Annotated in this window: 20 protein-coding genes and 2 pseudogenes; 5 read left to right on the top strand and 17 right to left on the bottom strand. The window is 44.7% G+C overall.

Annotated features, from left to right (window positions below; genetic code table 11):
- Positions 1–120 precede the first annotated feature (120 nt).
- The 12 genes and pseudogenes from LYNGBM3L_RS29200 to LYNGBM3L_RS29135 form a co-directional block, all read right to left on the bottom strand.
- Positions 121–4,983, bottom strand: coding sequence for a WD40 domain-containing protein (locus tag LYNGBM3L_RS29200; protein WP_008189924.1), 4,863 nt, complete (start codon positions 4,981–4,983; stop codon positions 121–123).
- Positions 4,984–5,411: 428 nt separating this feature from the next.
- Entirely contained in the window at positions 5,412–6,794 is a 1,383-nt protein-coding gene (locus LYNGBM3L_RS29190) for an ATP-binding protein (protein WP_008189919.1), read from the bottom strand.
- A gap of 524 nt (positions 6,795–7,318) precedes the next feature.
- A pseudogene (locus LYNGBM3L_RS50690) lies at positions 7,319–8,803 on the bottom strand (RNA-guided endonuclease InsQ/TnpB family protein).
- Between the two features lie 204 nt (positions 8,804–9,007).
- The gene (locus LYNGBM3L_RS29180) at positions 9,008–9,457 is read right to left on the bottom strand and encodes a DUF29 domain-containing protein (protein WP_008189914.1); all 450 of its coding nucleotides are present in this window, start codon (positions 9,455–9,457) and stop codon (positions 9,008–9,010) included.
- A gap of 232 nt (positions 9,458–9,689) precedes the next feature.
- Complete coding sequence (locus tag LYNGBM3L_RS29175) at positions 9,690–10,352, bottom strand: Na(+)/H(+) antiporter subunit B (protein ID WP_008189911.1); 663 nt, start codon at positions 10,350–10,352, stop codon at positions 9,690–9,692.
- Positions 10,352–11,026 carry a DUF4040 domain-containing protein gene (locus LYNGBM3L_RS29170; RefSeq protein WP_008189909.1) on the bottom strand — a complete coding sequence of 225 codons (675 nt, stop codon included), beginning with the start codon at positions 11,024–11,026 and terminating at the stop codon, positions 10,352–10,354. The genes LYNGBM3L_RS29175 and LYNGBM3L_RS29170 overlap by 1 nt, the downstream gene beginning before the upstream one ends.
- Positions 11,019–11,297, bottom strand: a complete 279-nt coding sequence (locus tag LYNGBM3L_RS29165; protein ID WP_008189907.1) for a monovalent cation/H(+) antiporter subunit G — start codon at positions 11,295–11,297, stop codon at positions 11,019–11,021. The genes LYNGBM3L_RS29170 and LYNGBM3L_RS29165 overlap by 8 nt, the downstream gene beginning before the upstream one ends.
- 409 nt (positions 11,298–11,706) lie before the next feature.
- On the bottom strand, positions 11,707–12,783 hold the full coding sequence (locus LYNGBM3L_RS29155; RefSeq protein WP_008189903.1) for an RRXRR domain-containing protein: 1,077 nt from the start codon (positions 12,781–12,783) through the stop codon (positions 11,707–11,709).
- Positions 12,784–12,966: 183 nt separating this feature from the next.
- A complete protein-coding gene (locus LYNGBM3L_RS29150) occupies positions 12,967–13,242 on the bottom strand; it encodes a hypothetical protein (RefSeq protein WP_008189901.1) in 276 nt (91 codons plus the stop codon).
- Entirely contained in the window at positions 13,239–13,628 is a 390-nt protein-coding gene (locus LYNGBM3L_RS29145) for a Na+/H+ antiporter subunit E (protein WP_008189899.1), read from the bottom strand. Before LYNGBM3L_RS29145 ends, LYNGBM3L_RS29150 begins: the two co-directional genes overlap by 4 nt.
- On the bottom strand, positions 13,625–15,064 hold the full coding sequence (locus tag LYNGBM3L_RS29140; RefSeq protein ID WP_008189897.1) for a cation:proton antiporter: 1,440 nt from the start codon (positions 15,062–15,064) through the stop codon (positions 13,625–13,627). The genes LYNGBM3L_RS29145 and LYNGBM3L_RS29140 overlap by 4 nt, the downstream gene beginning before the upstream one ends.
- Positions 15,061–15,396 carry a cation:proton antiporter subunit C gene (locus tag LYNGBM3L_RS29135; RefSeq protein ID WP_044495399.1) on the bottom strand — a complete coding sequence of 112 codons (336 nt, stop codon included), beginning with the start codon at positions 15,394–15,396 and terminating at the stop codon, positions 15,061–15,063. Before LYNGBM3L_RS29135 ends, LYNGBM3L_RS29140 begins: the two co-directional genes overlap by 4 nt.
- Before the next feature lie 203 nt (positions 15,397–15,599).
- Here LYNGBM3L_RS29135 and LYNGBM3L_RS29130 point away from each other — a divergent pair, with 203 nt between their 5' ends.
- The 5 genes and pseudogenes from LYNGBM3L_RS29130 (at position 15,600) to LYNGBM3L_RS50685 (ending at position 18,849) form a co-directional block, all read left to right on the top strand.
- Positions 15,600–16,856, top strand: a complete 1,257-nt coding sequence (locus tag LYNGBM3L_RS29130; RefSeq protein ID WP_008189893.1) for an ATP-binding protein — start codon at positions 15,600–15,602, stop codon at positions 16,854–16,856.
- A 172-nt stretch (positions 16,857–17,028) separates the two neighbouring features.
- Positions 17,029–17,535: a hypothetical protein gene (locus tag LYNGBM3L_RS46780; protein WP_008189891.1), complete on the top strand. Its 507-nt coding sequence runs from the start codon at positions 17,029–17,031 to the stop codon at positions 17,533–17,535.
- Positions 17,532–17,921 (top strand): type II toxin-antitoxin system death-on-curing family toxin, encoded by a 390-nt coding sequence (locus LYNGBM3L_RS29120; RefSeq protein WP_008189890.1) that lies wholly within the window; start codon positions 17,532–17,534, stop codon positions 17,919–17,921. The genes LYNGBM3L_RS46780 and LYNGBM3L_RS29120 overlap by 4 nt, the downstream gene beginning before the upstream one ends.
- A 389-nt stretch (positions 17,922–18,310) precedes the next feature.
- Positions 18,311–18,541, top strand: coding sequence for an addiction module protein (locus LYNGBM3L_RS29115; RefSeq protein ID WP_008189886.1), 231 nt, complete (start codon positions 18,311–18,313; stop codon positions 18,539–18,541).
- A pseudogene (locus LYNGBM3L_RS50685) lies at positions 18,538–18,849 on the top strand (type II toxin-antitoxin system RelE/ParE family toxin). Before LYNGBM3L_RS29115 ends, LYNGBM3L_RS50685 begins: the two are co-directional and overlap by 4 nt.
- Before the next feature lie 196 nt (positions 18,850–19,045).
- Here the strand turns inward: LYNGBM3L_RS50685 and LYNGBM3L_RS29105 are convergent.
- The 5 genes from LYNGBM3L_RS29105 to LYNGBM3L_RS29085 all read right to left on the bottom strand — a co-directional run bounded on the left by LYNGBM3L_RS29105 (position 19,046) and on the right by LYNGBM3L_RS29085 (position 25,235).
- On the bottom strand, positions 19,046–19,276 hold the full coding sequence (locus tag LYNGBM3L_RS29105) for a hypothetical protein (protein ID WP_008189880.1): 231 nt from the start codon (positions 19,274–19,276) through the stop codon (positions 19,046–19,048).
- A 488-nt stretch (positions 19,277–19,764) separates the two neighbouring features.
- Positions 19,765–20,871 carry a glycosyltransferase family 47 protein gene (locus tag LYNGBM3L_RS29100; RefSeq protein WP_008189879.1) on the bottom strand — a complete coding sequence of 369 codons (1,107 nt, stop codon included), beginning with the start codon at positions 20,869–20,871 and terminating at the stop codon, positions 19,765–19,767.
- A 324-nt stretch (positions 20,872–21,195) separates the two neighbouring features.
- Positions 21,196–22,089, bottom strand: coding sequence for a formylglycine-generating enzyme family protein (locus tag LYNGBM3L_RS29095; RefSeq protein ID WP_008189878.1), 894 nt, complete (start codon positions 22,087–22,089; stop codon positions 21,196–21,198).
- Between the two features lie 363 nt (positions 22,090–22,452).
- Complete coding sequence (locus LYNGBM3L_RS29090; RefSeq protein WP_008189877.1) at positions 22,453–24,177, bottom strand: formylglycine-generating enzyme family protein; 1,725 nt, start codon at positions 24,175–24,177, stop codon at positions 22,453–22,455.
- A 5-nt stretch (positions 24,178–24,182) separates the two neighbouring features.
- Positions 24,183–25,235: a hypothetical protein gene (locus tag LYNGBM3L_RS29085; protein WP_008189873.1), complete on the bottom strand. Its 1,053-nt coding sequence runs from the start codon at positions 25,233–25,235 to the stop codon at positions 24,183–24,185.
- Positions 25,236–25,262 lie beyond the last annotated feature (27 nt).

Raw genomic sequence — 25,262 nt, 5'->3', positions numbered from 1 at the left:
TTAATTGGGTGAGTTACACAAGTTGTGGGTTTTAGGGAGTAGGGAATAGGGAACAGGGAAAAAATCTTGTGTACCTGATTACTATGAGAACTGCTATATATTCCAGCTGATTTACTCTTGCTACTCAATTCCCTGACAGAGTTTTTTGTCTTCTTTATTGACGTTCGGATTATTTTTCAGATAATTACCGAGCTGATCACAACCACGCTTCAGTAAGGAATTCACATCGTTTAATTGACTGTAATCTAAATTCCAAATACTCACCCGATTAGCTGCGTTAATCGAGACTAGGGTTTCACCGTCTGGACTAAAATTCACAGACTCCACAGGTTCAGAACCCTGCTTTAAGGTTGCGATTAAAATTCCATTGGGGTTCCATAGTTTAACTGTTCCGTCTGCACTGCCAGAAGCAATAATGTCTTGATTAGGGTGGAAACTGACATCATAAACAGTTTTTGTATCCCCTACTACTCTTTTAGACTCGAATTGCTGCCAGGAGATGTCTTGACGACTCCAGATTACTATAGAACCACCAGCAGCACCTGCCACAATCCGCTTACCATCGGGGCTGAAACTAACGGAGGACAACTTTCTATCCCCAGGAAGGGTAGTAATTAGAGTTCCGTCCTGCTTCCAGAGTTTCACCGTCTTGTCATTACTGGCAGAAGCAATTAACTGACCATCGGAACTGAAACTGACACGATTAATGGCATCTGTATGTCCCGCTAAAGTACGTAGCAATTTCCCTTCCCTGGTCCAGAGTTTCACTGTGCTATCCTCACTCGCAGAGGCAATGATTTGACTATCAGGACTGAAACTAACGCTATAAACTCGATCGCTATGCCCCGCTAGAGTATGTAGCAGTTTGCCCTGGCGATTCCAGAGTTTCACTGTCTTGTCATTACTGGCAGTGGCAATTAACTGACCATCGGGACTGAAATCAACCCCATTCACAAAACCCTGATGTCCCTGGAGGGTTAGTTTCCTAATCTCCTCCTTGGGGTTCCAGAGTTTGACTGTGTTATCATCTCGACTACCAGAGGCAATTATCTCACCATCAGGGCTAAAACTAGCACCATAACCATAGACTGTATAGCTGGTAGGTTGGAAAACCTTAGGCAAGATTTGGTCAAGACTCCAAAGTTTGACAGTGAAATCAAGACTAGCTGAGGCTAGCATCTTACCGTCAGGAGTGAAACTAACCTGATTGACAGTATCTTTATGACCTGGAAGGGTTGAAATTGGTGTACCATTACCAGTCCAGAGTTTTATTTTTCCGTCACTAGTCCCTGAGGCAATCCACTCACCATTAGGACTAAAGCTGACGCTGTTGATCGCATCATCATGTCCTGCCAAGGTTTTCCGTAAGGTTCCATCACGGTTCCACAGTTTCACGGTCTGATCATCACTAGCTGAAGCAATGGTCTGACTATTGGGACTGAAAATTACACTCCAAACAGCCTTGTCATGCCCCTCTAGAGTGTTGATGAATTTACCGTCACGGCTCCAGAGTTTGACCATTTTGTCTTTACTGGCTGAAGCAATTAACTCTCCGTCATTGCTGAAACTAACGCTCAAAACAGCATCCTGATGTCCTTTCAAGGTTTTGAGCAAAGTCCCATCACGCTTCCAGAGTTTAATAGTTTGATCACCACTGGCGGAAGCAATGGTTTCACCATCCGGGCTAAAACTTACCCACTTCACCCCCTTACCATGTCCGGTCAAGGTGTTAATTAACCTTCCATCCCGACCCCAGAGTTTAACGGTTTTGTCTTTACTAGCTGAAGCAATTATTTGATTATCAGGGCTGAAACTGACGCACCACACTGTATCTTCATGTCCTTTTAAGTCCTTAATCAATTGGCCATCACGACTCCACAGTTTGATGGTTTGATCAGAGCTAGCTGAGGCAATTAGCTGACTATCAGGACTGACACTAACACTCAAGACACTACCTTGATGTCCATCTAAACGATTGCGTTCTTGGGTGAATTGGACTGCTTGCCAGAGGTTAGATACAATCTCTTTTCCAATTTCTGATTTGGCTATTTTATGGTTTAATAGTTTCCCTCCCTTGATGCTGCTTAAAAGGGCATCAAGTTGATTTTTTTCCAGAAGAGAGAGCTGATAGTCAGCGTTGAATTTAGCAAGGGTCGCCTGTCTTTGGTAAAATTTTGCCTCTTGCCACAGCCCGATTGCAATCACCGCTAGTATAGTCATCACCACGCTAAATCCCCCTAACCCGCTCAGCAACCATTTCCGAAGCCGTTGTCGCGCCTCTTGCTCTTTTTCAAGTTCTGCTCGTTCTTTTTCAAGTTCTGCTCTGATGTCAGCTTTAAGTTCGGCTATGATGTCAGCCCCTTTTCTTTGTCGAATGAAATCGACCAGATAATCATGGACTAATTGATAGCGATCACCATAAAATTCTCTTAACAGCAGCACTAAGCCAGATTTTACAAAAATTTCCAACACTAAATCTAATCGTTTTAGCTCTGTGTCTACATCAGCCTCCAACGCTTTTAATTCTTTTTCCAAATCATGGCGAGTTTTGAGAGGGCGGGTGTTGTTTTCATCCGTTAGCAAGTACAATAGTAATTCAGCAACCCGTTTGTTGTCCGAACCACACTCTTCCAGAACTTCTTCTAAGTATTGGTTGACTAATTCAGCTTTTGGGTTATATCCTAGCTGTTGATACTGTTCTAGGGTAGTAATTTGGTTTCGTTCCAGTTGCGCCCCTACCACTTGCAACTCAATTGGTCGAATTTCTCCTAATTCTTTCCCTAAATCCTCCACTAATTTATCAATCAGTGCTTGCTCTAGGGGAAACTGAGCTTGCTCCGTTAACCTTTGAAGATATAATTTGGCATCTGGTGGGGTAAGATTCCCCAAGTAAAACAGAATCCTCTTCTCTAAAATATTGTTATTAATAACCTCTAAATCGATTTTGAACTTATTACAACATTCCAACAACCAATGTAAATAATCCTCCCGCACCGACAAGATTACCTTCACATAAGGAATATTCAGACAGGCTCGCAAAAATTCATAAAAACCTCGCCTCTGGTTGGGGTTTGAGCAAACTGATAAAAACTCTTCAAACTGGTCAAATATTAAAACAGTAAGCAAATTTTGCCTAGCATTTTTGTGCAACTGCTCAAGAATGAGGGCGGTTGAATCAAGCTTACTAGGCACAGAGGCTAAATTTACTCTCTTCTCCAGAGTGTTTTTTAAGGATTTGCCTAGTGCTTGAATCCAATTCCTATAAACTCGCTGCAAAACCGGTAATACCCGACGGGTATTAATGGTTTTGCGTTCTAATGCTGGTATTAATCCCGCCTCAATCATCGAACTTTTCCCCGCCCCGGACTGTCCATGAATCACAGTTAGTCTAGAGCGCTCCTGTTCCATGCGCTCAATCAGGCGATTAACATAGTGTTCCCTGCCAGAAGCGGCAATTTCTGGCGCTATCCTTTCTGAGCACTCAACCGTTGCTAAAACTGGGTTAGTTACCTGCTGCTTAGGCTGCAATCGACCAGCACCAATGAATGCCCGAAACCCAAACCGGCTCTCAATCCCCTGTTGGTCTTGTTTAATCTCAAAGGCAGTGAGATAGTCCCCTTGTTGGCAATAGGCCTGATGTAATTCCTTCAAGATACCAATATAAAGTTCTGGATCATAGTGGGGTTTGGTTTCTGCTCTCGCGGTTTCCAAGTTATAAAGTGCTGCTTGTAATTGACCAACATGTTTTTGCGATCGCATAGCCCCAAGCAGTGCTCGTCCCAAGGAAAATAAATACCAACCCTTAGCAAAAGACTTGTTCCAGTCTAAGAAAACCTCTTCTTCTGGTGAGGGATTGACTATCTTAGCTGATGCCGTTGATTGCAGAAAAAGCGCTTGTTTTGAATACTCTTGGGCTTTAGTCCAGGCTGATTTGGCTAGGGCTACTTCAGCCAAAAAGCCATAAGCTTGTGCCATTCTGAACGGATCAGAATAGGTTTGATGGAGCGCCAAGGCTTTGTTGGCAACTTTCTCTAACTCCTCCCAATTTGACTGGTGCCGAAGTGCCTCTGCCCAAAAATTAATATATTTGGCAGCTAAGTCGAGGCGGTTAGCCTGCTCAAGACCCTCAACCGATTCCTGAAAATAAACTTTTGCTTGTTCACAAGCTTGCTCCTTCTCAGCTTGATGCCACAGTGCATAACCAGCCCACCACAAGCCTAAACAGAATAGTACATGTCCACGGCGTTCCAGGTTATCGGTTTGTTTCCACAGAGCTAAACTGCGCTCATAATGCTGTCGAGACTCTTCTTGACAATTATCAGCCACTCGACCAAGCACAAATTCCAAACTGGCTTCTAACTCAGGTGCTAAGGCCACTCCCCGCTTTTCCAGGTCCTGTCGTGCTGAGTGTAATTCCACATAGGATCCAGAGTCTTTGTTTAAATTAAGAGTACAACTCTGCAAAAACTCAGTTTCACGGGAAGCTACCATCTTGGCAAACACCTGATCAGTGGTTTGCTCAATAAACTGAATTAATTGACCGCTGCTAATCACAAACTCAACACAGCTTGACCAACTGTGGAAATCTGGCACTGACCGAATTAGCATTTGCAGCAACTTATCCGTCACCCACAACACCAGTGGAAACCGAAAGTTCCGAAACTCTTCCCGGATCTGGTTAGTTGCTGTCAGCACTTCCTCAATGCAACTTACTGAATCTATCCCAGATACCATCAACGCCTCTGGCTGTTCCGGACCTAGCTCTTCCACAATAGTGGTATAGAGAGTTTTAACCGATTGCTCTAAGACCAGCTCCCTGATCGGAATAGAACATTGCTCCTGCAACTGCTCAATAATTTGTGTCCTCAATACCCCATAGTTACCAACCGCCAAAATCAACGAAAATTCTCCCTGAGAAAAAGTAATCAGTCGGATTAGTTCTCTCAAGGAATCTTGGTTGTGATTTGCGGTTGTATCTAGCATGACTTATAGTATTTCTCAATTGGGTGAGGCACAAAGTTTTGGGTTTTAGGGAGCAGGGAGCAGGGATTAGGTCGTAAACTGGACGCAGGTAAGGGAGGGAGTGTTAAACAACTATGTGTACATCATGAGCCTGATATTTTTATGACTTCATTTACGCCCTTTAACCGGACAGGGAGGTAAGTATTCAGCATTCAGCATTCAGCATTCAGCCGTCAGCCGTCAGCATTCAGCTGACGTAACAAAGATTAAACGAATGCTTAATTGTGTTATTTAAAAGCTGATAGCTGATAGCTGATAGCTGAATGCTTACACAGGGAGTCATGGAACTGAGTAATTTCAGGTAGAGGTTAATGCTGAATGCTGATAGCTGATAGCTTACGGCTGATAGCTGATAGCTGACAGCTGACGGCTGATAGCTGATATTATATTTAGCTTCCATTCAATTCTTTGGCATCATCTAACACCGGATTGATATCATACCAACATCCGTGGTCATTACAATACTCAAACACAAACAAACTCTTCAACAGGATTTGGTATTCCTCCTCACCCCTGACAGTTTTGTGTTCAGCCACATGTCTGAGCAATTCCCACTCATCCGGTGTAATTGCCCTGCTCAATTCATTGCGACGCTGACTAATCACACTGTCTACCAAGTTACGAGATAAAGGCGGCTCGTCTTTCCTGAGGCAGTTACGGAGCAGCACCAACAAATTCCTGACATGACCCCCACTGACTAGACACAGCCGATCCAAGGTCTGTGGGCTATCAAACACTTTTGTAATTAAACCGATCCGTTGCTCTGGCTCCAGATCTGGGAAGGCTCTGGCTAAGACCATCTGTCGCAGCAAAGCAATTCCGGCATCACTGGGACTACCATCTGGTTCTTGTACCTGTACCATCGGTAACAGTAAATGCTCACAACCAAAGCGATTCCTGAGGTTTTCTTGGTCATTGGAAAATGCCAAAATCAGGGGAATGGTGTAGACCACATGGCATTTGAGTTGATTAAGATACTCCCCCTGGTCTACAAACAAATATTCTGGCTGATTGCGTTGCCCTGACTTAGGTTTATTATGGATCCGGTCAAGATTATCCACAATCACCACTAGTCCAGCTTTACCCTGCTGTTGCAGCTGCTGTTGAGCTGGTTCAATCAGTTCTGTATTAATCGCTTCTACAATATTGTTGACCCGTGGCTCTAGATGTTGTCGCAATAGGGAGCGAATGTCCTTAGAATTCTTAGCTTTGGTGGTAATTTCCCCAATCCCAAAGGCTAGGGAATACTCCCCCTCTTGTGAGCTGATGCCAATCTCATCAGGTATGTTAACCCCTACACCAGCGGCCTGAAACTCAGGAACTTTGAATTTCAACCCGGTCACCTCGGAGTTTAACAACTTAGCCGCCCCTTGCACTAACCCTCGGAAGCGGGTGGGTTGGAGTCTAATTTTAGCGTCCTCCAGACTTTGAATCACCTGACGAGCAATGGTCAGCAAAATATCACTGATCTCTACATCTGCCAGGTCCAAGTCATTAGAGGACTCAAAATAGACGACATGAAATCCCTGTTGTTCTAATTCCCGTTTCAATCGCGATAACTCGGTAGACTTGCCACAGCCCATGTGTCCGGTAAACAACTGACAGGTGGGTTCGTCTTCTGAGAAGGTAATGGTGCGTCTGAGTTCTCGAATAATATTGCTGCCCCGCACCTTGGAAAAATCAATGTAATATTGTTGGTCTTCAGCCCTCCCCACATTCAGGGTTTTACTGGGATTACAGACCCGAAAAAATCTGCTGAAATTCACTGTCATTAAACTTCCCCCCGGTAGACGAATTGACTATTGTCAGATTACACCCCGATATCTGCCAGATCGACATCGCTGACCAATTTACGCTGCAAACGGATATACAGCCTCTATATAATTTATCGACTTAATAGCTACACATTATGCAATTGACATTTTCCATTAACTGCAATAAAACGTAACATTATTCTCAATCCTGATGGTATATGATGCCGTAGCTGCGCAGAAAGTTGCCTGAAATTTCATAAATGCTATCCTCCCTTCACACTCCCTACTCCTAGTGTGGCTCATCAGTCAGACTAGAAGCAGTACCCGATCGGGTACCTTGGTTTTAGGGAGCAGGGAGCAGGGACTTCGGAGCAGGGAACAGCGGATCTGGGAACAGGGAAAAATCTTGTTTACCTCATTAGGATAGAAATCGCTATATTTCCGATACTGAACCAAAAGTATTGCGCCGGACTCCCCTTGCGTCGATTGCGGGTAAAGTTGACATCTCCCCCGGCTAAAGCACGGGGGATTCTACAATGTTGTTACGTGGCAGGGTGAACCCGTGCCACTTCACTTCTTGTCCTGTACGATCTAGAAAGAGAGTTAAACAGATCGTACCGGTGTGGGACTGTCATTGATCCCCTACCTGCCTTGGTTAAGTCAATTCCTAACTGTGCAGCTACTTTCCTAGCAATATTGCCTGCCCCGTTACAGTCAGCATTGATTAGGTGCCCTTCAGAAGACTTGTATAATCCACGTTTTACCCTTTTGCCCGACGGTGTCCATCCTTTGGGTTTTTCGCCATGTTTTGGGAGGCTGTCGTCGTCAAGGTAAGACGCTTTACTGGTGTACGCTTCCTCGGTAATCGTTAGTTTTATTCCATATTCGCAGGCTAGTTGCTTTAGTCTTTCGATTAACCTCTTAGTGGGAATAACTACAAAGTTCTGATTCCCGTTTCCCCATCTTTGATGAATCTTTTTGACGTTCATTCCATCCAACTATCAAGTTTCCAATACGATCATTGAGGCATCTGTTAATTATAAATCTGGCTGCCTTGTTGATCGCATCTCGCATCTGATTGTTGCGTTTCCGTTGGACACGATCCAGGTTGCTATCCCAGTAAAAATCTGATTTACCGGCTTTATATTTGGCAACCAATCTGGCGTACCCCTGATTCATGGATTTGAGTTTCCGACCATCAATAATCGGGAGCATCCCAATTTGGCACGTTAGCTCTTGTTAGGGGGCTGAAACCCTTGAAATATAGTTGCTTTGGGTAATATTGTTTCCAAAATGAGATGCTCCCCAATAATCAGGCTCTTTCCATGGGTCGAAACTCCGGTTAGCCAATTATCCCCACCATGATCGAAGCTCCAAGCCTGTGAATAATCAAGATTGGGGTTGTTCTCGACTGGTTGCTTCCCGTCGTCGATCACCCAATCAATCCATAATTCTCCCAGGTACGGGCGAATTGTCACCTCTTTGACCCAATCTGGATCTATAAAATCTGGAGCTTCTAGTACAATTTCTGTTAGCAGTTCTGGTTTACTCTCTTTGCTGACAGAGGGATAAAATAAGCCTTTTTTATAGGTAAGAGCTTGTCTCGGGAAAGTCACACCAGTCAACCCGCCTTTTTGGCGATATCTAAGAAGTCTTGGTCTATCTACCTGGCCTTTATAATAAAGTCCGACTAATTGGTTATAACCTGTAATTGATTCAGCCACAGACTTTAAAGTTTGCTGTGCTGATTGAGCCGCCATCGCTTTGTAATGAGGATTATCTTTTAGCTCTTTACAAAGTTCCGCGTAATTAACATTACACTTATACGTCTTCCAACCATAACGCAGCACATCTTCTTTCCAGTAAGTAGTAAAAGCTTCTGGTTGCTGTTTTAGCCAAGTATAATGTTTTTGCTTGGAGTAATAGGTAGCACAATTCCATAAGCTATTCGCTTGTTCGCCTTGAAATAGCCAAAAAGCTTTTTCTTCATCTGTGAATATTGCTTTTACTGGAATTGTCCTATACATTTTGCTATCACCTCCTTATACATATTATGACATATTTAAAACTAAAAGAGTTCCCAAGTTTATGGATACGACGGGATTAATCCCGTCGCTCTGTTTCATCCCCGGTCTAAAGACGCAGGGCTCTCACATTTCTGGATATTTTGGTAGAACTTTGGGGGATTTGGTCAGTCCCGTCGTTGAGGAACAAGATTGGAGACTGCTATATCACTTGGGAAACCAATCCTTATCCAGTAATTCCTCAAAGGAATAAGGACATTGTTCTGGTAGAGACTTAAGCTGAGTTTTCTTCTGGACAATCAATAAAGCATTTTGGTAGATCTTGGGTAATTCCTCGGCTAAGTAATTTCGTAAATTAGTGGTAAGTTTATCCTCTAGTTGAACTCGAAAGGTAATAATTTCCCCCGCCCAGTGATTAGCATTTCTACCCCTCTCTGCTTCCCAAAATTGGTACAGCATTAGATGAATGATTATCTGCAACAGTAAACTTTTAACAGCATTTATTTCGCTGCGTCCCAAGGCTTCTAATTCCTCGATTAAGTTGTCATAATCTAATTCTTCTAATTGACGATTTTTCAGTCGCTTAACTGTTTCAGTTAACCACTGATCGTACTCAGTTTCATAAAGTTGTTTTAAGTCACGTATCTGAGATTTCATCAGCCAAAGGGAATAGGGAGTAGGGAGTAGGGAGTAGGGAGTAGGGAGTAGGGTGTGGGGTGTGGGGTGTGGGGTGTGGGGGATAAGAAAGCGATGCAGAGGTGCGACCCGTGGCGAATTTAATTACGGGTCAAGCGCACCGTTTTTCATAACTATAAGGTACACATAATTTTTGTTCTGTTCCAGTGATCCGCTGTTCCCTGTTCCCTGAATTGAAAACCGCTGTAATCGATCATAGCAATCCCCGATGATGAATAAAAACCAAAATAACTGCCCACGAACCCAAGGCAACTTTTACTGCAACCAATATATTGAGTATGGGGATGACGGCAGCGCTGACAAGTGTCTGCAACTCCCCTTGGGGTAATTCTACTCCCGTCAAGGTTATAACCGCTAGTACAATAAAAATCAGAACTGAAACCTTCTCCCACCTAGCAGCTTGCCAACGCTTGTAGAACCCCTGCATCCACTGGAATGATGAGGTAATGGCAACTAGACCGATTGCGGTTCCCCCCGCCACCCCAGCCGCAAAACCACCCCCTGGACTCAGATGCCCCCGAATCGCCAACTCTATACCTACCAAGGCAGCAATCGTCGCTCCCAGACGGGCTAGAACAATGGATGGTTTATCGGTAAATTGGTAGATCGTGCAGAAGGGCTTTTCATCGGCCAGTAGAAATTTAGCTCCCATGATCGCGATCGAAAATACCACCACTTCAAAGATGGTGTCATAGAGCCGATTCCGGAAAATGATACCCGAAACCGCATTGGGCACCCCACTATCTTGTACAACGGATTCGACGATAGACATATCTGATAAGTCTGCCGCCGGATTGGGCAAAACCATAAATTTGACGTACAGCGCTATCCCTGCTGCAATGTAAATCCATTTCATTAATGATCTCCCCCTGCCTCTGGTACATTTAAATAAGTCAAGCTTGTCGCCGATAATGAAAGTTCACTTTGCATGATCTCATAGAGGCGTTGAACCCTGGTCTGGGTGTGATAAGGTAGGGTTTCATACTCTTGCCCTACCTGGTCTTGATCATCCTGTGGTGATGCCTTCTGGGTAGCTCCTGGAGCTAATCCCCTCTGGTCTTGCTCAAAGAGCCATCCCTCATCTTCGGTACAGGTCCCATGGACTTCTTTTTCTATCAGCGCCCGGTGCAAGGTCTCCCTATCTGTGTAGGTTACCAGCTCAAGGCGCATATAGTGTTTGCTCAGAATTGTCCGTAAGTCATCCATCAGTTCCCCAAAATCCGGTTTGGTCTTGCCCTCTGCTAAAGACTCCCCATCTGCCTCAACTTCTTCCCAGTCTTGGATTACTCCCAGACGCATGGTTAAGGATGAACGCACCGCAACCGCATAGAGGGTAATGGCTAGCATTGTACCCACCAACGCTTCAGTCAAAGCCACATCCGCTGCCCCAAACATTGCATAGACCAAAGCCGCCACCGCTCCCAGTATGCCTCGGATCACCAGAGCATGGTATGGATTGACCTGAAATACCAGCATGCAGGCGGACAAAGGCAGTAGGGCGGTTATGACATAAATATAGCTATCAGTCATTGTCACCCCCACTACTGGAACAGTAAGCCAACACATATCCCAACACTGTATTCCAGATCGCCAAGGAGATAATGGCGAGAATCAGCAGCGGCCATTCACTGGGTATCTTCAGGAGCAGCCCGACGATGATACTCATCGATCCCAGGGTATCTGCCACTGAAAGACTATGCAGCTTGAATAATACTGATCGGTGACCGATTAGGGGAAAGGTTCCCCAAAACCAGAATAGGATTCCGACACCTATGCAAGTGTAACTCAGTGCATTAATCATATAGCGTTTTGCGACTTTGTTAAGTACATATTTATAGTTTTTTAGGGAACAGGGAACAGGGAATAGGGAACAGTAAATAGAGCATTTTGCATCCAACATAAGTTATTTATTATTGCCAATTAAGAAGTAAATTTTATTGTGTTTGCCCCATTTTCATCATTAACTTATATGCAAATTGCTATAAGACCTCTTGAAAAAGTAGTTTTCTGATACTGTTCTTGATGCAAAGCGCGAGTGGGGGTAACCCCCTTTGGCCGACTGCATCGCTTTTCGTGAATTCTTGTCCACTGTTCCCTGTTCCCAGATCCGCTGTTCCCGACTTCTGAAAGAAGTCTATACATCGCTCATCAGTCTTCGCGGCTGGATACCCCATCCCTCTACAGGGTGGGGAGGAAAGCCGCGCCTCCAATTAGTAGTTTACAATTAAGCCCGTTGAACGTTTTAGGAGTCGGACTTTCCGGGCGGTGAATTGTCCTATCCGCTTCCAATCGATATCGCTCACAGAAACCTGTCTTGCTGTTTCACCGCTTACCCAACCACGGGTTACTTTTCCGGCTTTAACAGCTTCAACATAATCTCCTTTGCGAAAACCATGACTAGTAGTTGTTCCACCGTATTTGCGCCGTTTTCCACCTTTAGAAAATTGCAACAGGTGTAATTGACGACGACTTATAGGAGCACGTCTAATCACAAAGATCAAAGTGTTAGTTATATTGCAGTTTTCTGGAACACTCAATTTGCCTTTGCTGTGATAGTAATTCTTGCGCCGGAAGAAATGAGTAGCAGCTAAAGCTATCCCATCTACCGCATGAGTGTTGACTGACTGCCGACTTTTGTCGGTTTTGTCCTTGACTAGTCCTAACGCTTCCCTTTTTAGAGCAGTCTCCCAGCCTTGTTTTTGAGTGACTGGGGCTATTTTTTCTAGCTGAGATATTGACCAATATTGGCCTACCATAACAGGAGAAAAACCCTTGTTTCCTCTAGCCTTGACTATTTCATAAACGATGGCTTTTACTGGGTACAAAAGGCTAAGTTCTTTGGCTACTCTTTGCTCTAACTGGCGGTTTGCTCGAATTGAAGGAGGTACCTTTTTGCTTACTCTATTTGAGAATCGTTTTTGTCTATGAGACCTTTGCGAGTAAGGTACCTTGCGGTTTATTCGACGGCTTCTACGAGTTCTTCGCATCATTTGTCGAGTATCCATGCGTACGCGGACTTTTTTGTACGGCAACACTAAATGCCCTGTCCAAAGAGTGGCATTATTTGACTGAACAGCAATACCAGAAAACATCTTTCCAGGATCAATCCCAATAGCAATGTCCTGAGTTTGTTCTCCAGACGGTTGGTTGACTAACTGAACAGCAAAAACATTTAGATCGTTTTGGTAAATAACAGCTAAACCTTGATTAAGCCAACGCCGAGCACGAGAGGCTTTTGTAGGCATCAATGGTTTGCCATCAGGTGAAATAACTGGAACTCGTAGCATGGTGATAAACCTCACGAGAAAAGTATTTGGGTTGATTACCCGTCCCCTCGACCACCGAATCTAAGATGTCCTGTCTAAGAGCAACTGACGACACAGTTTTGAAGAGATCCGGACTGGGGAAGCATCCGGATGTTCGTACCAAAATTCGGCTCAATGGTCTAGTCAAACACGGACAGTTGGTCGTCATCCCTCGCCCCATCCTCTTAGGTTGGGGTTATTGACTCGTTTAATTACATGTGCCAGTAGCATTAATCCAGCATTCCCCACACTCAGGATGATCACCCCGACAACACCGATCATCCAATCATCGCGCAAAACAGATACCACTAGGATCATGATCGATGTTTTGGTGGCAATACTGGCAAATGCCAACATTTTTTGCCAAATATCATCATCTTGCCAAGCCTCATAAATGGGGATGAGCAGAGCCAGAATCATGGCAATCAGGATCAGTGTCATCGCTTTCTCCTCCGTCTAACCCGGTGTACTTCGTACCTGCCATCTTGGTGGTATTTCAACACAATGGTTTTTGGTGTAAAGGTGATCAGGAATATATCCAGGAATATTAGCCCAGGGGTCCGTTGGGGTTTGACTCCTTCCATGATCACATCTTCGTGCTTATGGGGACGGAGCATGATTTCAAATGCCTCAATATATGCCTGGGGAATCGCCACTATCACTTCACCGAGCACCCGGAGCCAATCCTTTAAGGCTTCTGGGGTTTTGGGGCGTCCTGGTAATAGGAATGCGATCGCAATGCCAATGATGATATTTGACGGACTCAGATTGGCAGTCAGCAAAAACCAGATAACCAGTCGTAAGATTAGATTTAGATGCCCAATCATGGTTGAAACACCATCCAGAACAGTAGGATTAACATCAGACTCATCATCCCAATGAGATGGTCAAATTCTTCAAGCACACGGGGCAGCTTGATTACAGATCGTTTGAAAATCAACAAATATGCCAACCACCCAAGGGCAATGGTTGCCAGGGGTTTGATAATATTGGCATAATTATATGCTTGGTAATACACACCATTGACGGCAATCAGCCCACCGAGCAACAGTATCATCGCTAACCAAAAACCGACCTTTACCTGCCCTTGGCTGCCATCCCCATGGGGCAGAAAAATGAATTTAGCAAAGGATATTGCTGTTCCTACGGCAGCAATATTCATACCGATAACTTGCCAGGGCACTAGATTCTTCATGGTCAACACCTTCGCCCCAAAGCCTGACAATAAGGGAAAGCCGGAAATTGAGAAGCTAGCTATAGCCAGGGCAATCCAGATTTGGGTATTAATCGGCTGATGTTGCAGTTCCTTGAGGTTGCGGCTGGGCAAAACACCCGCGATTAAAAAGAGCGCCCCTTTCACCAGGCCGTGGGTCAGGGCATAAAAGCCCCCCACTTCTGGTGCGGCGAGGATAAAGCCTAACTGGGAAATGGTATGAAAAGCCAGCATACGCTTGGTATCTTTTTCAAAGACGGCATAGCCTACTCCCAGAAGCGCTGTCCCCACTCCAAATATCCTGACGATGGGAGCAAGTTCCTCCACAATCAGAGCAAAACGCAACAGTGGAAAGACTCCCGTTTTGACCACAACTCCCGATAGCAACGCCGACACTGGGCTCTGAGATTCGGAGTGGGTCAAGGGTAACCACAATCCTGATACAAATATTCCCCCCTTGACTAACAGTGCCAGAAAGATCAGGGCAAGAGCTTCTGGAGTTGCTCCGCCCAAGCCTTCAAAGGCAAAGGAATGATTGGCCTGATAGACTAAAATTGCGCCGATCAGATAAAACAGCATGGCTGTATTGCTGATCAAAAGATAGCGCAAGGCTACCCAAATTGATCGGTCGGTTCGGGGATAGGCAATCAACAGAAACGCAGCAATACTGATTACCTCTAATGCTACGTATAAACTGATCAAATCTGCACAGATAAATACGGCATTGACACTGCCATGTAAAATAATGGTTTGGGTATAAAAAAAAGCTGTTTTACCACTTTGCCAACAGTAGAGGATGACTGCTGCCGTTACCAGCCCATTGGTCAAGATAAAAAAGGCGCTTAATTGATCAACTAGTAATGTGACACCGAAATTATCTAGCAGCTGTAAGGTTAATGGCGATTTTGCTCGAAGAAATAGCTGTGTCCCATATTCAACCGAAACCATGGCAACGCCTAGGGCGAGGTATCGGTCAAGTTTGGGGATCAGATAAATGCTGAATCCCACAAATAGCGGTAGGGCAATCCAGGCAATGGTAATGGTACTCATGGGGTATTATTATTCTCGATCTCGTTGCTTTCCAGGGTGGGATTGTCCCGTGCCAGTTTCATAACACCTACTAGCATCAAGGCTTGAATCGAAAAGCCGATCACAATCGCTGTCAAGATCACTGCCTGGGGAACTGGATCTGCGTAAGCCCTATTTTCGACGTTTGAAAGAATGGGTGTGAATAAACCATCTCGGGATGCAACCAACACGTAATAGGCAATCACCCCCGTGCTCATGATATCCATAGAGATGATTTTCATAACCAGGTTCTTTTTCAGGATGATGCCGAAAAATCCGCACAATATTGTGGCAAATATGAATGCTTCTAACACGGGTTTTTGCCTATTGGGTAAGGGTTGGTGGTAATTATCTTTATACAATGATACTGTCGAACAGTGCTATAAAATATATAGCACGTTTTAATAGTGCTAGGAACGATTGACACTATTGAAAAGTTCCAAGGTAAACTATAGACTCATGCCACACCAAGGTTTTGGTTTGAGCTTGGAATTGGGAAAAACACGGGCAATAGCAGATGACAGAATCGACTGATGGCAAATCAATGGTTAACCTCAGCCCTGAGGATGTCAGCGATACAGTTAGCGATACAATTGGGGGGTTGCCAACTAGTGAAGGTGTGCCGCCGAAGGATGTCTACACTTGGGATCGGGATGCATTAGCCGTGAATCTTTTGGATTTATCAGTACCATTTGAATTGGTTGGGCGGCAAGCACAATTCCAGCGCATCACTCAAGTTTTAGCCCGTGATGGCAATCTGCTGATTGTGGGAGTGCCCGGAAGCGGACGGCGGACTTTGGTAAGGCGGGCCGCACGGGAAGTTGGAGTTAAAATCCTGGAGGTTGACTGCATCCGGGTTACGGATGGTCAGCGCTTTGTGCAACTGCTGTGGGAGAGCATAAACCAGACCTTTCCAATGGCAACGGTTCAAGCTCTAATGGCAGATTGGATTGAAGGTAAGGCAGCGGAATTATTTGTCCTGAAGGATGAAGCCAGTGGCACAGAGGGACTTAAACCAGTTCGGATCCAGAGCAAAGAGCTGCAACGGAAAGCATTTGAAGCATTACTCGATCTCCTGCAAAGGTTAGCTGAATCTGAGGGGGAACGGGTAGTGTTGATTTTGGAAAGTTTCCCCCACATCCGCTCTTGGGATCGTCATGGGGTGTGGGAAAAATTTTTGAGGGAACAGATCGAGGGTCAGACTCAGGTAAGTTATGTACTAGTGGCAACGATTGCAGAAACTAGTATTTATCCCCATGAACCAGGGAATAATTTGGAAATCGTGCAGCTGGCTCCTTTAGCTAATGATGTGGTTGCGGCTTGGGTAACTGAAGTTTTGCATACGCAACGGCTGACCTTCGATCCGCGATCGCAAGCACTGGAAATCTTTGTCAATGCCGTCCAAGGACACTTCGGTGATGCTTCGGCACTGGTGCGACGCCTCAAGTCGGTACGAGTTTCTGATGGGCTAATTCGTGATGGCCATGTTCAGCAGGCCATCCAAGAACTGCTAGCGGACTTATCCATGGTCTTCGAGTCATTACTGATGCTGCTTCCAGCTAATCAAGCCCATCTTTTAGAATCCCTGGCCCTAGACCCTACCGACAAGCCACAAAGTCGAGATTACATTCAAAAGCATTACCTATCGAGAGGGGGTTCTCTCCAAGGAGCGATCGCTGGGTTGCAGCACAAAGGTTTGATTTATGGCTCCGAGCAAGGCTACCGACTGGCTTTACCTCTGTTTGCTTTGTGGCTTTGCCAGCGTTTAAGTTGATCTCAAATTCAGTAGATGCACCTCAAGTAGCGTGACTGTAGGTCAATCGCATTTTTATTCTGTGTTATGTTTACTACTTTTTTGCTACACTCTGGGTATTATCTATGATGCCCAATGAAAGACGCTTTATCCTTTTTGACTTGCCTGAGCTAATAAACGCACACTTCAAGCCATGAACTCCCTAGATGCAATCACCCTCAAAGCCTTCTTGGTCGCCCTAACTCAGCTAGAGGATTCACTCTCAGCGGAACTTCAGGGTGAGTTAAATGCCCTTGGGAAGGAGTTTCCCTCCGGTGTTTCCAATCTTCATTTCTTGGCTAAGGGTTTGGCTCCCTTGGAAGAGGCTTACAAGAAGGCTCGTGGTATTTTGCAAGCTGACCCAGGAGAACGCCTCAATTGCGCTGGGTCTGATTTTGAAGATGCAGCCGAGAGTTATCAAGAAGACCTTCGGAATTTTATTACGGTGTTAAATGCCTCAGACTCTGTAGCTTCAGCTAAGGAAATAGCTCAAGAATCAGTCCCAATTCAGCAACTTCTGGTTCAGCTTCAAAAGGAAATGAGTATTACAGTGTCAAATCCTGCTAGTATTCCAGATAATTCTGAATTCGAGGCAGCAATGGAAGCTTTCGCGATAACTCGCAAAAACTATCGCAATGCTTTTCGGGAATTAGCTAAGTGAAAGAGCCTCGCTGGGTGCCAGAGCAAGCAGTAATAGCTATCCATGACGAGTTAATCCTAGAGCATGGCGGATGTTTTGGATTAAGAGATCCGAATTTACTTTCCAGTAGTTTAGCTAGACCTAAACATTTATTTGCTTACAGTGATAGTGCTAGTCTGTTTGATCTGACAGCAGCCTACGCTTTTAGTTTGGCAAAAAATCATCCTTTCGTCGATGGTAACAAGCGAATTGCCCTTGCTGTCATCGACGTTTTTTTACGTTTAAACGGATATGAGTTAGTGGCCGCAGAAGAAGAAGCCGTGATCAAGATTAATAATTTAGTAGAAGGAATAGAAAATCAAGAGTCTATAGCTACTTGGATTGCAGGTAACTCCCAGGAAGTGTAAGTAATAATAACAATATTTTTTGATTTTGATTACTAAACCGATGCTCTAGCGCTTTGCTGTGTCGATTGAGGGGATAATGGGTACAAGCTTAAATTAGTACGCTGTAGAAAACATGAACAGTGAAGGTGTACCACCGCAAGATGTCTACACTTGGGATTGGGATGCAAAAGCCCGTGAATCTTTTGGATTTATCAGCGCCATTTGAATTGGTTGAGCCCCAAGCACAATTCCAGTCTTTGCTTTGTGGCTTTGCCAGCGATTGAGTTGATATCAAATTCAGTAGATGCACCTCAAGTAGCGATGACCTACGGCCAATCGCATTTTTATTCTGTGTTATGTTTACTACTTTTTTGCTAGACTCTGGGTATTATCTATGATGCCCGAATGTTATGGTCTCTGTTGAGCAAGTAATCAAAGAAGCTTTATCTTTGCCCAGTGCATGGAGAGCATTGTTGGCTCAGAAGCTGGTTGAAAGTCTTGAGTTTGATGTAGACGAAAACCTACAAGCACTTTGGGTAAGTGAAGCTAAGAAGCGTCGAGATGAAATCCGAAGTGGTATGGTTCAGCCTATTCCTGGAGAGGAAGGGTTAGCTAGAGTGAGGCGACTTCTGGAGCCATGAAATATGTCTTTCACCCAGCAGCCTTGACTGAATATGGTGAAGCAGTCGAGTTTTACGCAGAACGTAGAGTTGAATTGGCACAGGCATTTATCAATGTAGTTGAGGATGCAATTTTCTGAATTGTTGCGTCACCAACTCGTTGGGCTGTTATTGATGAAGATATTCCTCGATGTCTGACACGTAAATTTCCCTACGGGATTTTATACACTATTGAGGAAGATTACATTTTAATTGTGGCGGTGATGCACTGTAGTCGTGAGCCAGGATATTGGAAAGAGCGTGTCAGGGAGAAACCATCAGATGCATAAAATGATCTGAGGTTTGGTACGTCATTCGGACAACTAAGCTGTTATAGCACTAAGGTTATAAGTTAATACATTTTACTGATCCGAAGTGGGTGGATCTCATATTTGCTATTTGACCCTGCTTCCCCAAGACCGCACTACATCACTTCTGAGTAAGGCTTCTAGAATTTAGATGCGTTTGCCCTAGCTAGATAGTCCCTTAAAAAGTATCCCAAATTTCCTCCGCATAACGGGGTGGCATCGCCTCAGCATTGGTAAATGTCTGTTTCATTATCTGTGAAGCTTTCTCTATTTCTTCCCCCTCCCAGTCTACAATCAATAAATCGTTGGGACTACAGTGAAAGAAGGCGCAGAGTTGAGCGAGGGTAGTAAAAGCGATCGCTCTTAGCGGAAGCTGAGGCCTTTGGGCCACGCTTTGCGAACGCTTCATCGCATTCGCTTCCCCATTTTCAAGTTCCCTTAATTCTTGCCGATCGATTCCCGTAGATTCAGAAATTTCTTCGTAACTGATATTTCCGGAATTAGCTCTTAATTGGGCGTTGCTGATTCTGAGTATGGTTTCGCCCCCCTAGCCCCCCAATTCTGGGGGGAAAAACTCTCAAAGTCCCCCAGAATTGGGGGATTTAGGGGGCTTTAATAAAACCAGATTATCGCGCATTCATTCCTTAATTCAGCAACGCCCTTAATTGTGCTAGTTTAGTTGTGACTTTCATCGTGCAAACTGACCTGATATTTTTTAGTTTATGAAATTAGGCAAAAATTCTAATAAAATTCCCGCGCCCCCGCCCCACACTTCCCTTCTTTTTTACAAAAATAGCACTACGCATTTAGATGTTTGACATTTCTAAACTCCGAAACCTAGTCCTAGCTTACTTTTGACTTCTGACTTCTAACTTCTGACTTGCGCGTAGCGCTATATCAGATGCACCCTACTGTTGCCTGTTCCCTGTTCCCTGTTCCCTTTGCTATAGGCAGATGACGATGAAAATTACGAAAGAACCCTTCTGGGGATACTCGTTCTTTCCAAATCCGGCGACATTCATACTGTAAATCTACAAATTCCCGGGATGATAGATTGTCGTGAAACTCAGCAATTTTATCGCCAATTAAATGAAGTTCATTCTCCTTTATCCAAACACAGTATTTCTTCCAATCAATGTCAAAGTCGTAGGGAAGCACACAATCGGTATCTACAAGAACTGGAATTCTGCCACAACACAATGCTTCATAGAAGCGAAAGGAATTGTTACCTGAGCCACGGCAACAGAAGATATAGTCACTGTCTATTAGGTTATACACAAATTCCAGCCGATGCTTTTGCTTCAACTTGAAGTCCGGTTGATTGAAGAAAACTGGGCGTTCTCTAATCAGAAAGTTGGTGATTATGTTAGGGTCTTTGGCTAAGATATCTAAGGCTCGACCTCTTAACACATGTCCCCAATTATAGGGAGGAATAGTAGTTGTCAAGTTCAAGACATTCTTTTTGACTCTAGACCATAAAAATTTTAAGTGGGTTTTGGGATTTTTCCTGACGGCATAACCACAGAAACCAACTACCGGTTTTAAGCATTTTTGGCGGATATTGAGTTTGTTGTCCAGATAGTTTTCAACAAAGTCTTCGCTCCAGTGAGGTAGGGTAAAATCGTTGTTTTTTCTAAGGGATCGATAGAGGGAGTTACGGAATACAAAATCACTTTCAATCGGTAAGTTAAGATGGGAAGAAGTTCCACCAAAAAAACTGATTAAGGGCTTGCCTGCTGATTTAACGTTTTCTGCTAATTGTCTGGCTTTATGTTCCAATTCAGAATTGCATAGTGCCCAATTAACTGGTACAATTGCAAAATCTGCTTCCTCCAGAGACGACATCTTAAATAGAGACTTTCCAATCTCTACATAGTGGTCAAAACAACTACTAATGGGATCCTCAGGATTTTCGGGAGGCTTGCCCCAAAAGGGGTATAGGATTGCCTCATAGGTCATGCCCTCTGGCAGATAGTTCTGGTCACAGAAAATTTTCAAAGTCATAATTTTAGGCTCTAGGGAACAGGGAATAGGGAACAGGGAAAAAATCCTGTGTACCTCAGGTGCGACCCGTGGTGAATTTAATTCGCCAAGGTCAAGCTCACCTAATAGCTAAAAAAACCCTCTAACACTTTAGACGTCATTAAATCACACTTTTAGGCTATATCCATGCCTTTTTGCCAAATTATTTAGTTTGAAAAATTCTTAGGGAGTAGGAAGCTTCAACGCAGAAATATATCTTAACCTTTACTACAACTGCCATACCAAAAATTTTGCCTGCCTATCACAGGCTGGAAGCCTGTTCCACATTGGGAAAAGGGTAAAGGGTTACGGAGTCCACTCCTGGGCACACACCACACGAAAACCAATATTGCCGACGAGGTGCCTCAAGGCCGGATTAAAGACGCCGCGAGACCCAGAACGGCAGTTTTTAGGCAAGGTGTAGCAGGAACCACCCCGCCACCCCCGATATTTATTATCATTTTCATTATGGCTATCCGGTTCATCTTGCCAGGCAGTGCCATCTGTCGGCGCACCTTTATAGTTTGAGTGCCAATGGTCTGCACACCACTCCCACACATTCCCATGCATATCGTAGAGTCCAAAATCATTGCCTACCCCAAAACTACCCACTGGGGTGGTTTCTCTACGATAAATCCCTGATGGCCCATTACCATAAGACCCTTTCCAACCACCGTGTTGATCATCTGTTCCATTGTAATTAGCAAACTCTGTAGTAATCGTCTCTCCAAAATGAAACGGGGTGGTTGTTCCAGCTCTACAGGCGTACTCCCACTGGGCTTCACTGGGCAAGCGATAAGGGCGTTTGGTATACTCGGACAGCCGCTCACAAAACTCTACCGCATCAGACCAAGAGACTGTATCTACAGGTCGGTCTTTCCCTTTAAAATAGGATGGATTGGGTTCAAGTTCTCTTTTGACTTGGAGTAGGGCGGCCACCGCTTGCCATTGGGCTTGGGTAACTGGGTATTTACCCATGAAGAAGGATTTAACCGTGACTTGATGCTGTGGACTTTCTGTGTCTGTATGCCCCTCTTCGGTTTCTGGGGAACCCATCTCGAAAGTGCCACCGGGGATGGCAACCATGTCCAAGGTGATACCATTTCCCAAGTCTTCAGTGAAGTACTGAATTTGTCGCCGATGGCGTTTGATATTAAGTTCTGATTGCTGTTCTTCTTTACTTGTTTCTGCCATCACCATTGTTTGGTTTTACTGATGTAAAACTGGCATCTTGTGTAGAACTGGCATCTTGCCAGTGACCAATATTATTAGATCTTGCCAGTAATCAAGATGATTATGCATCACAGGCTGGAAGCCTGTTCTACAAGAGATGCTTATACAACAGATTTCTACCGGTAGAACTGGCATCTTGCCGCGTGATATTATTATTAGTTGTAGAACTGGCATCTTGCCAGTGACCAATATTATTAGATCTTGCCAGTGACCAATATTATTAGTTGATTGAGCTTGACACAGGCAAGCTATGCCCGCAACAGGCTAGAAGCCTGTTCCACAAGAATAAAAAAAACAGGGTAAAGGGCAAAAGGGCAAAAGGGTAAAGGGCTAAAGAGTCCACGCACACCCACACACCACACGAAAACCAAACTTGCTGCCGCTGCGCCTGAGGAGCGGATTATAGAAGGGGCGAGACCCAGAACGGCAGAATCCAGGGTCGCTGCGCCAAGAACCGCCCCGCAACAGCCGGGATAGATTATCATTATCGTTATTATTGTTAGACTCATCTTCCCAGGCACTACCATCAGTTGGTGCATCTTCATAGTTTGAGTGCCAATGGTCTGCACACCACTCCCACACATTTCCATGCATATCGTAGAGTCCAAACTCATTGGCTACCCTAAAACTCCCCACTGGGGTTGTTTCCTCAAGATATTTGCCTTTGGAACCAGAGCCATAAGTATAGTTGCCATCATAGTTAGCTAGGTCGGTTGTAATTGTCTCACCAAAATGAAACGGAGTCGTTGTACCTGCTCGACAAGCATACTCCCACTCGGCTTCACTGGGCAAGCGATACTGGCGTTTCGTATACTGGGAAAGTCGCTCACAAAATTCCACCGCATCATACCAAGAGACTCTCTCTACAGGTCGGTTTTCCCCTTTAAAATAGGATGGATCGGGTTCAAGTTCTGTTTTGACTTCGGGTAGGGCGGCCACAGCTTGCCATTGGGCTTGGGTAACTGGGTATTTACCCATCAAGAAGGATTTAACGGTGACTTGATGCTGGGGACTTTCACTTTTGCTATGCCCCTCTTCGGTTTCTGGAGAACCCATGATAAAGCTCCCTTCACGAATGCCAACCATCTCTAGCTCAACTCCATTCCCTAAGTCTTCGGTAAAACCATAAGCTCCATGCTGATGACGGTTGATAATTAGTTCTGTTTCTGTTCTCAACCGGCGTGTTGGTTTCAACTCAATAGTTGCCACTTCAAACGTAAAACGTTCTAGCACAAGATCTATTGATATCCGTTCCCCTGAAGAAAGGAAAAGTCTAGCGTTAATCTCTGTCCCTGCTCCCAGCCCAATGGTTACCACCTCACATTCAAAGGTTTGCAAAGGTGGAAAACCTTCAAGCTGAGTGACTTGATTAAGGCTAAGGTTTACCCCATGAACACCATAGGATTGACCAGCATCAGGGGGAATTTGATCTTTGAGCCAGATTCCGAGGGATTGAGCAAATTTCATTAATCGGTCATATTGACTCAACTGGGGTCTAAATTCTTGAATTAAACGCTGTAATCGGGCTAATTCTGCCTGTCCATTTTTTCCTCGGTTAACCAATCCTTGTAGGGCTGTGGCAATCTCTTCTTCTGCTTGAGTGCGATGTTGATCTAAATACACCATGGCTGCCCATTGTTGTGCCTGGAATTCTCCCTGTCGGCTAGGGGGATGGGTTCCCATTAAATAAGTCACGTAGTCCATCAGCAATTGGGCGACGGATTTGAGGCGATTTGTGCCAAATTTATGCTGAAATTCTGGTGTTTCAAATTGTGCCAATAAATTAGACCGTACCGCCGGAGTCATGGCATATAATTCATAACCAACTGGACGGCATAACTCCGATAACAGTAAATCCGCTTCTGCTATCCAAGGCACTTCCTCGTTCAGTAAAAATTGCACTCGGATATAATTCACCAATTCCGGAGTCAAGACCAAGGGCAAGGCACAATGACAAGCTAGATATCGATAGTTAGGTTCAAACCTGGCCACAAACCGTTCAATTTGTTGTTTGGCTAATTCTCCCGTTAATTGGTCAGATGAGGAAGTTGTCATAGATCTTAACGAATCTGTGCGATCGCTTGATTTAACCCATGAGGATCGAGGGGGTACATTGGTACTAAATGAGCGATAAATTGGGCAGTGCTTCCCTGCCAGCGTTCAGAGGGAACGGGATTCAACCAGGCAATTAACTTGGTATGCTGTTTAATGTGCCACAAAACTTCAGCGGTTGCTGAAAATCTTTCCGAACGGCGATCGCCACGAGCTGCTCCCCCATCGCTGACAATTAAAACACTGGTATCCCCATCGGACTCTGCCAAAATCGATTCAAACTTTACCTTTTCGGTTAGATAAGGGTCTTTATAAACATACTCTGGTGGAACGTTGTGGAAATAGCCCACCCGCACCCGTTCGATATTACTGTCGTGTTGGGCAGTTTCCACTAAATCTCGCGTAAAGCGGTGAAAGGGAGTCATGGAGCCTTCCTGATCCAGCAACAATAGCAAATCAGCGTGATTTTGCTCCCTTCGGCTGTATTTGGGCTTTAAAAAAAATCCCTGTTGGCAGACCTTGGCAATTGTCCCTTCCACATCCAGAACATCTTCTCTACCATCTGCCACCATCCGCCGTAAATAACGCCAGCTATAAACCATATACCTGCGAGAAATGGGATAATACCCTTGGAAATCCCGGTCTTCTGTCTGTTCTAATGAATTGATTGATGATTTGACCGGCAGTAAGGATAATTCAGGAACTGGAGTAGGAGAGTCTACCCTTGAGGTAACTTGTTCCCCAGAGGATACAGGAGGAGGATTCTTAGGGGAGGACGATGATTCCGGTGATTCTGATGGAAATTCCCTTGGTTTTGCTTCCTCTTGGCTCTCTTCTGCGCTAATGGAACGAAAAATGACTTCTAAATGGTCTTGTTGGGCTAGGGAATGACACCAAAGCGTCCGCAAAAGTTTTTTGAGAGCATTGGCATCCTGCACTCCCCAGCCGCCCTCCATAGCTTGTAAGGCAGCTAAATATTCATTAATTCCCAAGGCAAACCCATCCCGGCGCAAGCGGTAAAAGAGGCGAGTTAACAGAGGGCGGGGATTAACGTTACTCATACCAATTTCATAAGACAGTGTAACACG

Origin of the sequence: Moorena producens 3L (assembly GCF_000211815.1) — a bacterium.
GTDB lineage: Bacteria > Cyanobacteriota > Cyanobacteriia > Cyanobacteriales > Coleofasciculaceae > Moorena > Moorena producens.
The sequence above is the reverse complement of the archived record's forward strand: the minus strand, read 5'-3'. Positions and strand labels throughout refer to the sequence as shown.

Excerpts from the sequence above, each read along its gene's own strand:
- LYNGBM3L_RS29150 (WP_008189901.1), bottom strand. The coding sequence starts at position 13,242 with ATGACACTGATCCTGATTGCCATGATTCTGGCTCTGCTCATCCCCATT.
- LYNGBM3L_RS29115 (WP_008189886.1), top strand. The coding sequence starts at position 18,311 with ATGGTCTCTGTTGAGCAAGTAATCAAAGAAGCTTTATCTTTGCCCAGT.
- LYNGBM3L_RS29175 (WP_008189911.1), bottom strand. The coding sequence starts at position 10,352 with ATGAAATGGATTTACATTGCAGCAGGGATAGCGCTGTACGTCAAATTT.
- LYNGBM3L_RS29105 (WP_008189880.1), bottom strand. The coding sequence starts at position 19,276 with ATGAAGCGTTCGCAAAGCGTGGCCCAAAGGCCTCAGCTTCCGCTAAGA.
- LYNGBM3L_RS29180 (WP_008189914.1), bottom strand. The coding sequence starts at position 9,457 with ATGAAATCTCAGATACGTGACTTAAAACAACTTTATGAAACTGAGTAC.
- LYNGBM3L_RS29140 (WP_008189897.1), bottom strand. The coding sequence starts at position 15,064 with ATGAGTACCATTACCATTGCCTGGATTGCCCTACCGCTATTTGTGGGA.
- LYNGBM3L_RS29190 (WP_008189919.1), bottom strand. The coding sequence starts at position 6,794 with ATGACAGTGAATTTCAGCAGATTTTTTCGGGTCTGTAATCCCAGTAAA.
- LYNGBM3L_RS29085 (WP_008189873.1), bottom strand. The coding sequence starts at position 25,235 with ATGAGTAACGTTAATCCCCGCCCTCTGTTAACTCGCCTCTTTTACCGC.
- LYNGBM3L_RS29130 (WP_008189893.1), top strand. The coding sequence starts at position 15,600 with ATGACAGAATCGACTGATGGCAAATCAATGGTTAACCTCAGCCCTGAG.
- LYNGBM3L_RS29090 (WP_008189877.1), bottom strand. The coding sequence starts at position 24,177 with ATGACAACTTCCTCATCTGACCAATTAACGGGAGAATTAGCCAAACAA.
- LYNGBM3L_RS29100 (WP_008189879.1), bottom strand. The coding sequence starts at position 20,871 with ATGACTTTGAAAATTTTCTGTGACCAGAACTATCTGCCAGAGGGCATG.
- LYNGBM3L_RS29155 (WP_008189903.1), bottom strand. The coding sequence starts at position 12,783 with ATGCTACGAGTTCCAGTTATTTCACCTGATGGCAAACCATTGATGCCT.
- LYNGBM3L_RS29095 (WP_008189878.1), bottom strand. The coding sequence starts at position 22,089 with ATGGTGATGGCAGAAACAAGTAAAGAAGAACAGCAATCAGAACTTAAT.
- LYNGBM3L_RS29165 (WP_008189907.1), bottom strand. The coding sequence starts at position 11,297 with ATGATTAATGCACTGAGTTACACTTGCATAGGTGTCGGAATCCTATTC.
- LYNGBM3L_RS29145 (WP_008189899.1), bottom strand. The coding sequence starts at position 13,628 with ATGATTGGGCATCTAAATCTAATCTTACGACTGGTTATCTGGTTTTTG.
- LYNGBM3L_RS46780 (WP_008189891.1), top strand. The coding sequence starts at position 17,029 with ATGAACTCCCTAGATGCAATCACCCTCAAAGCCTTCTTGGTCGCCCTA.
- LYNGBM3L_RS29170 (WP_008189909.1), bottom strand. The coding sequence starts at position 11,026 with ATGACTGATAGCTATATTTATGTCATAACCGCCCTACTGCCTTTGTCC.
- LYNGBM3L_RS29200 (WP_008189924.1), bottom strand. The coding sequence starts at position 4,983 with ATGCTAGATACAACCGCAAATCACAACCAAGATTCCTTGAGAGAACTA.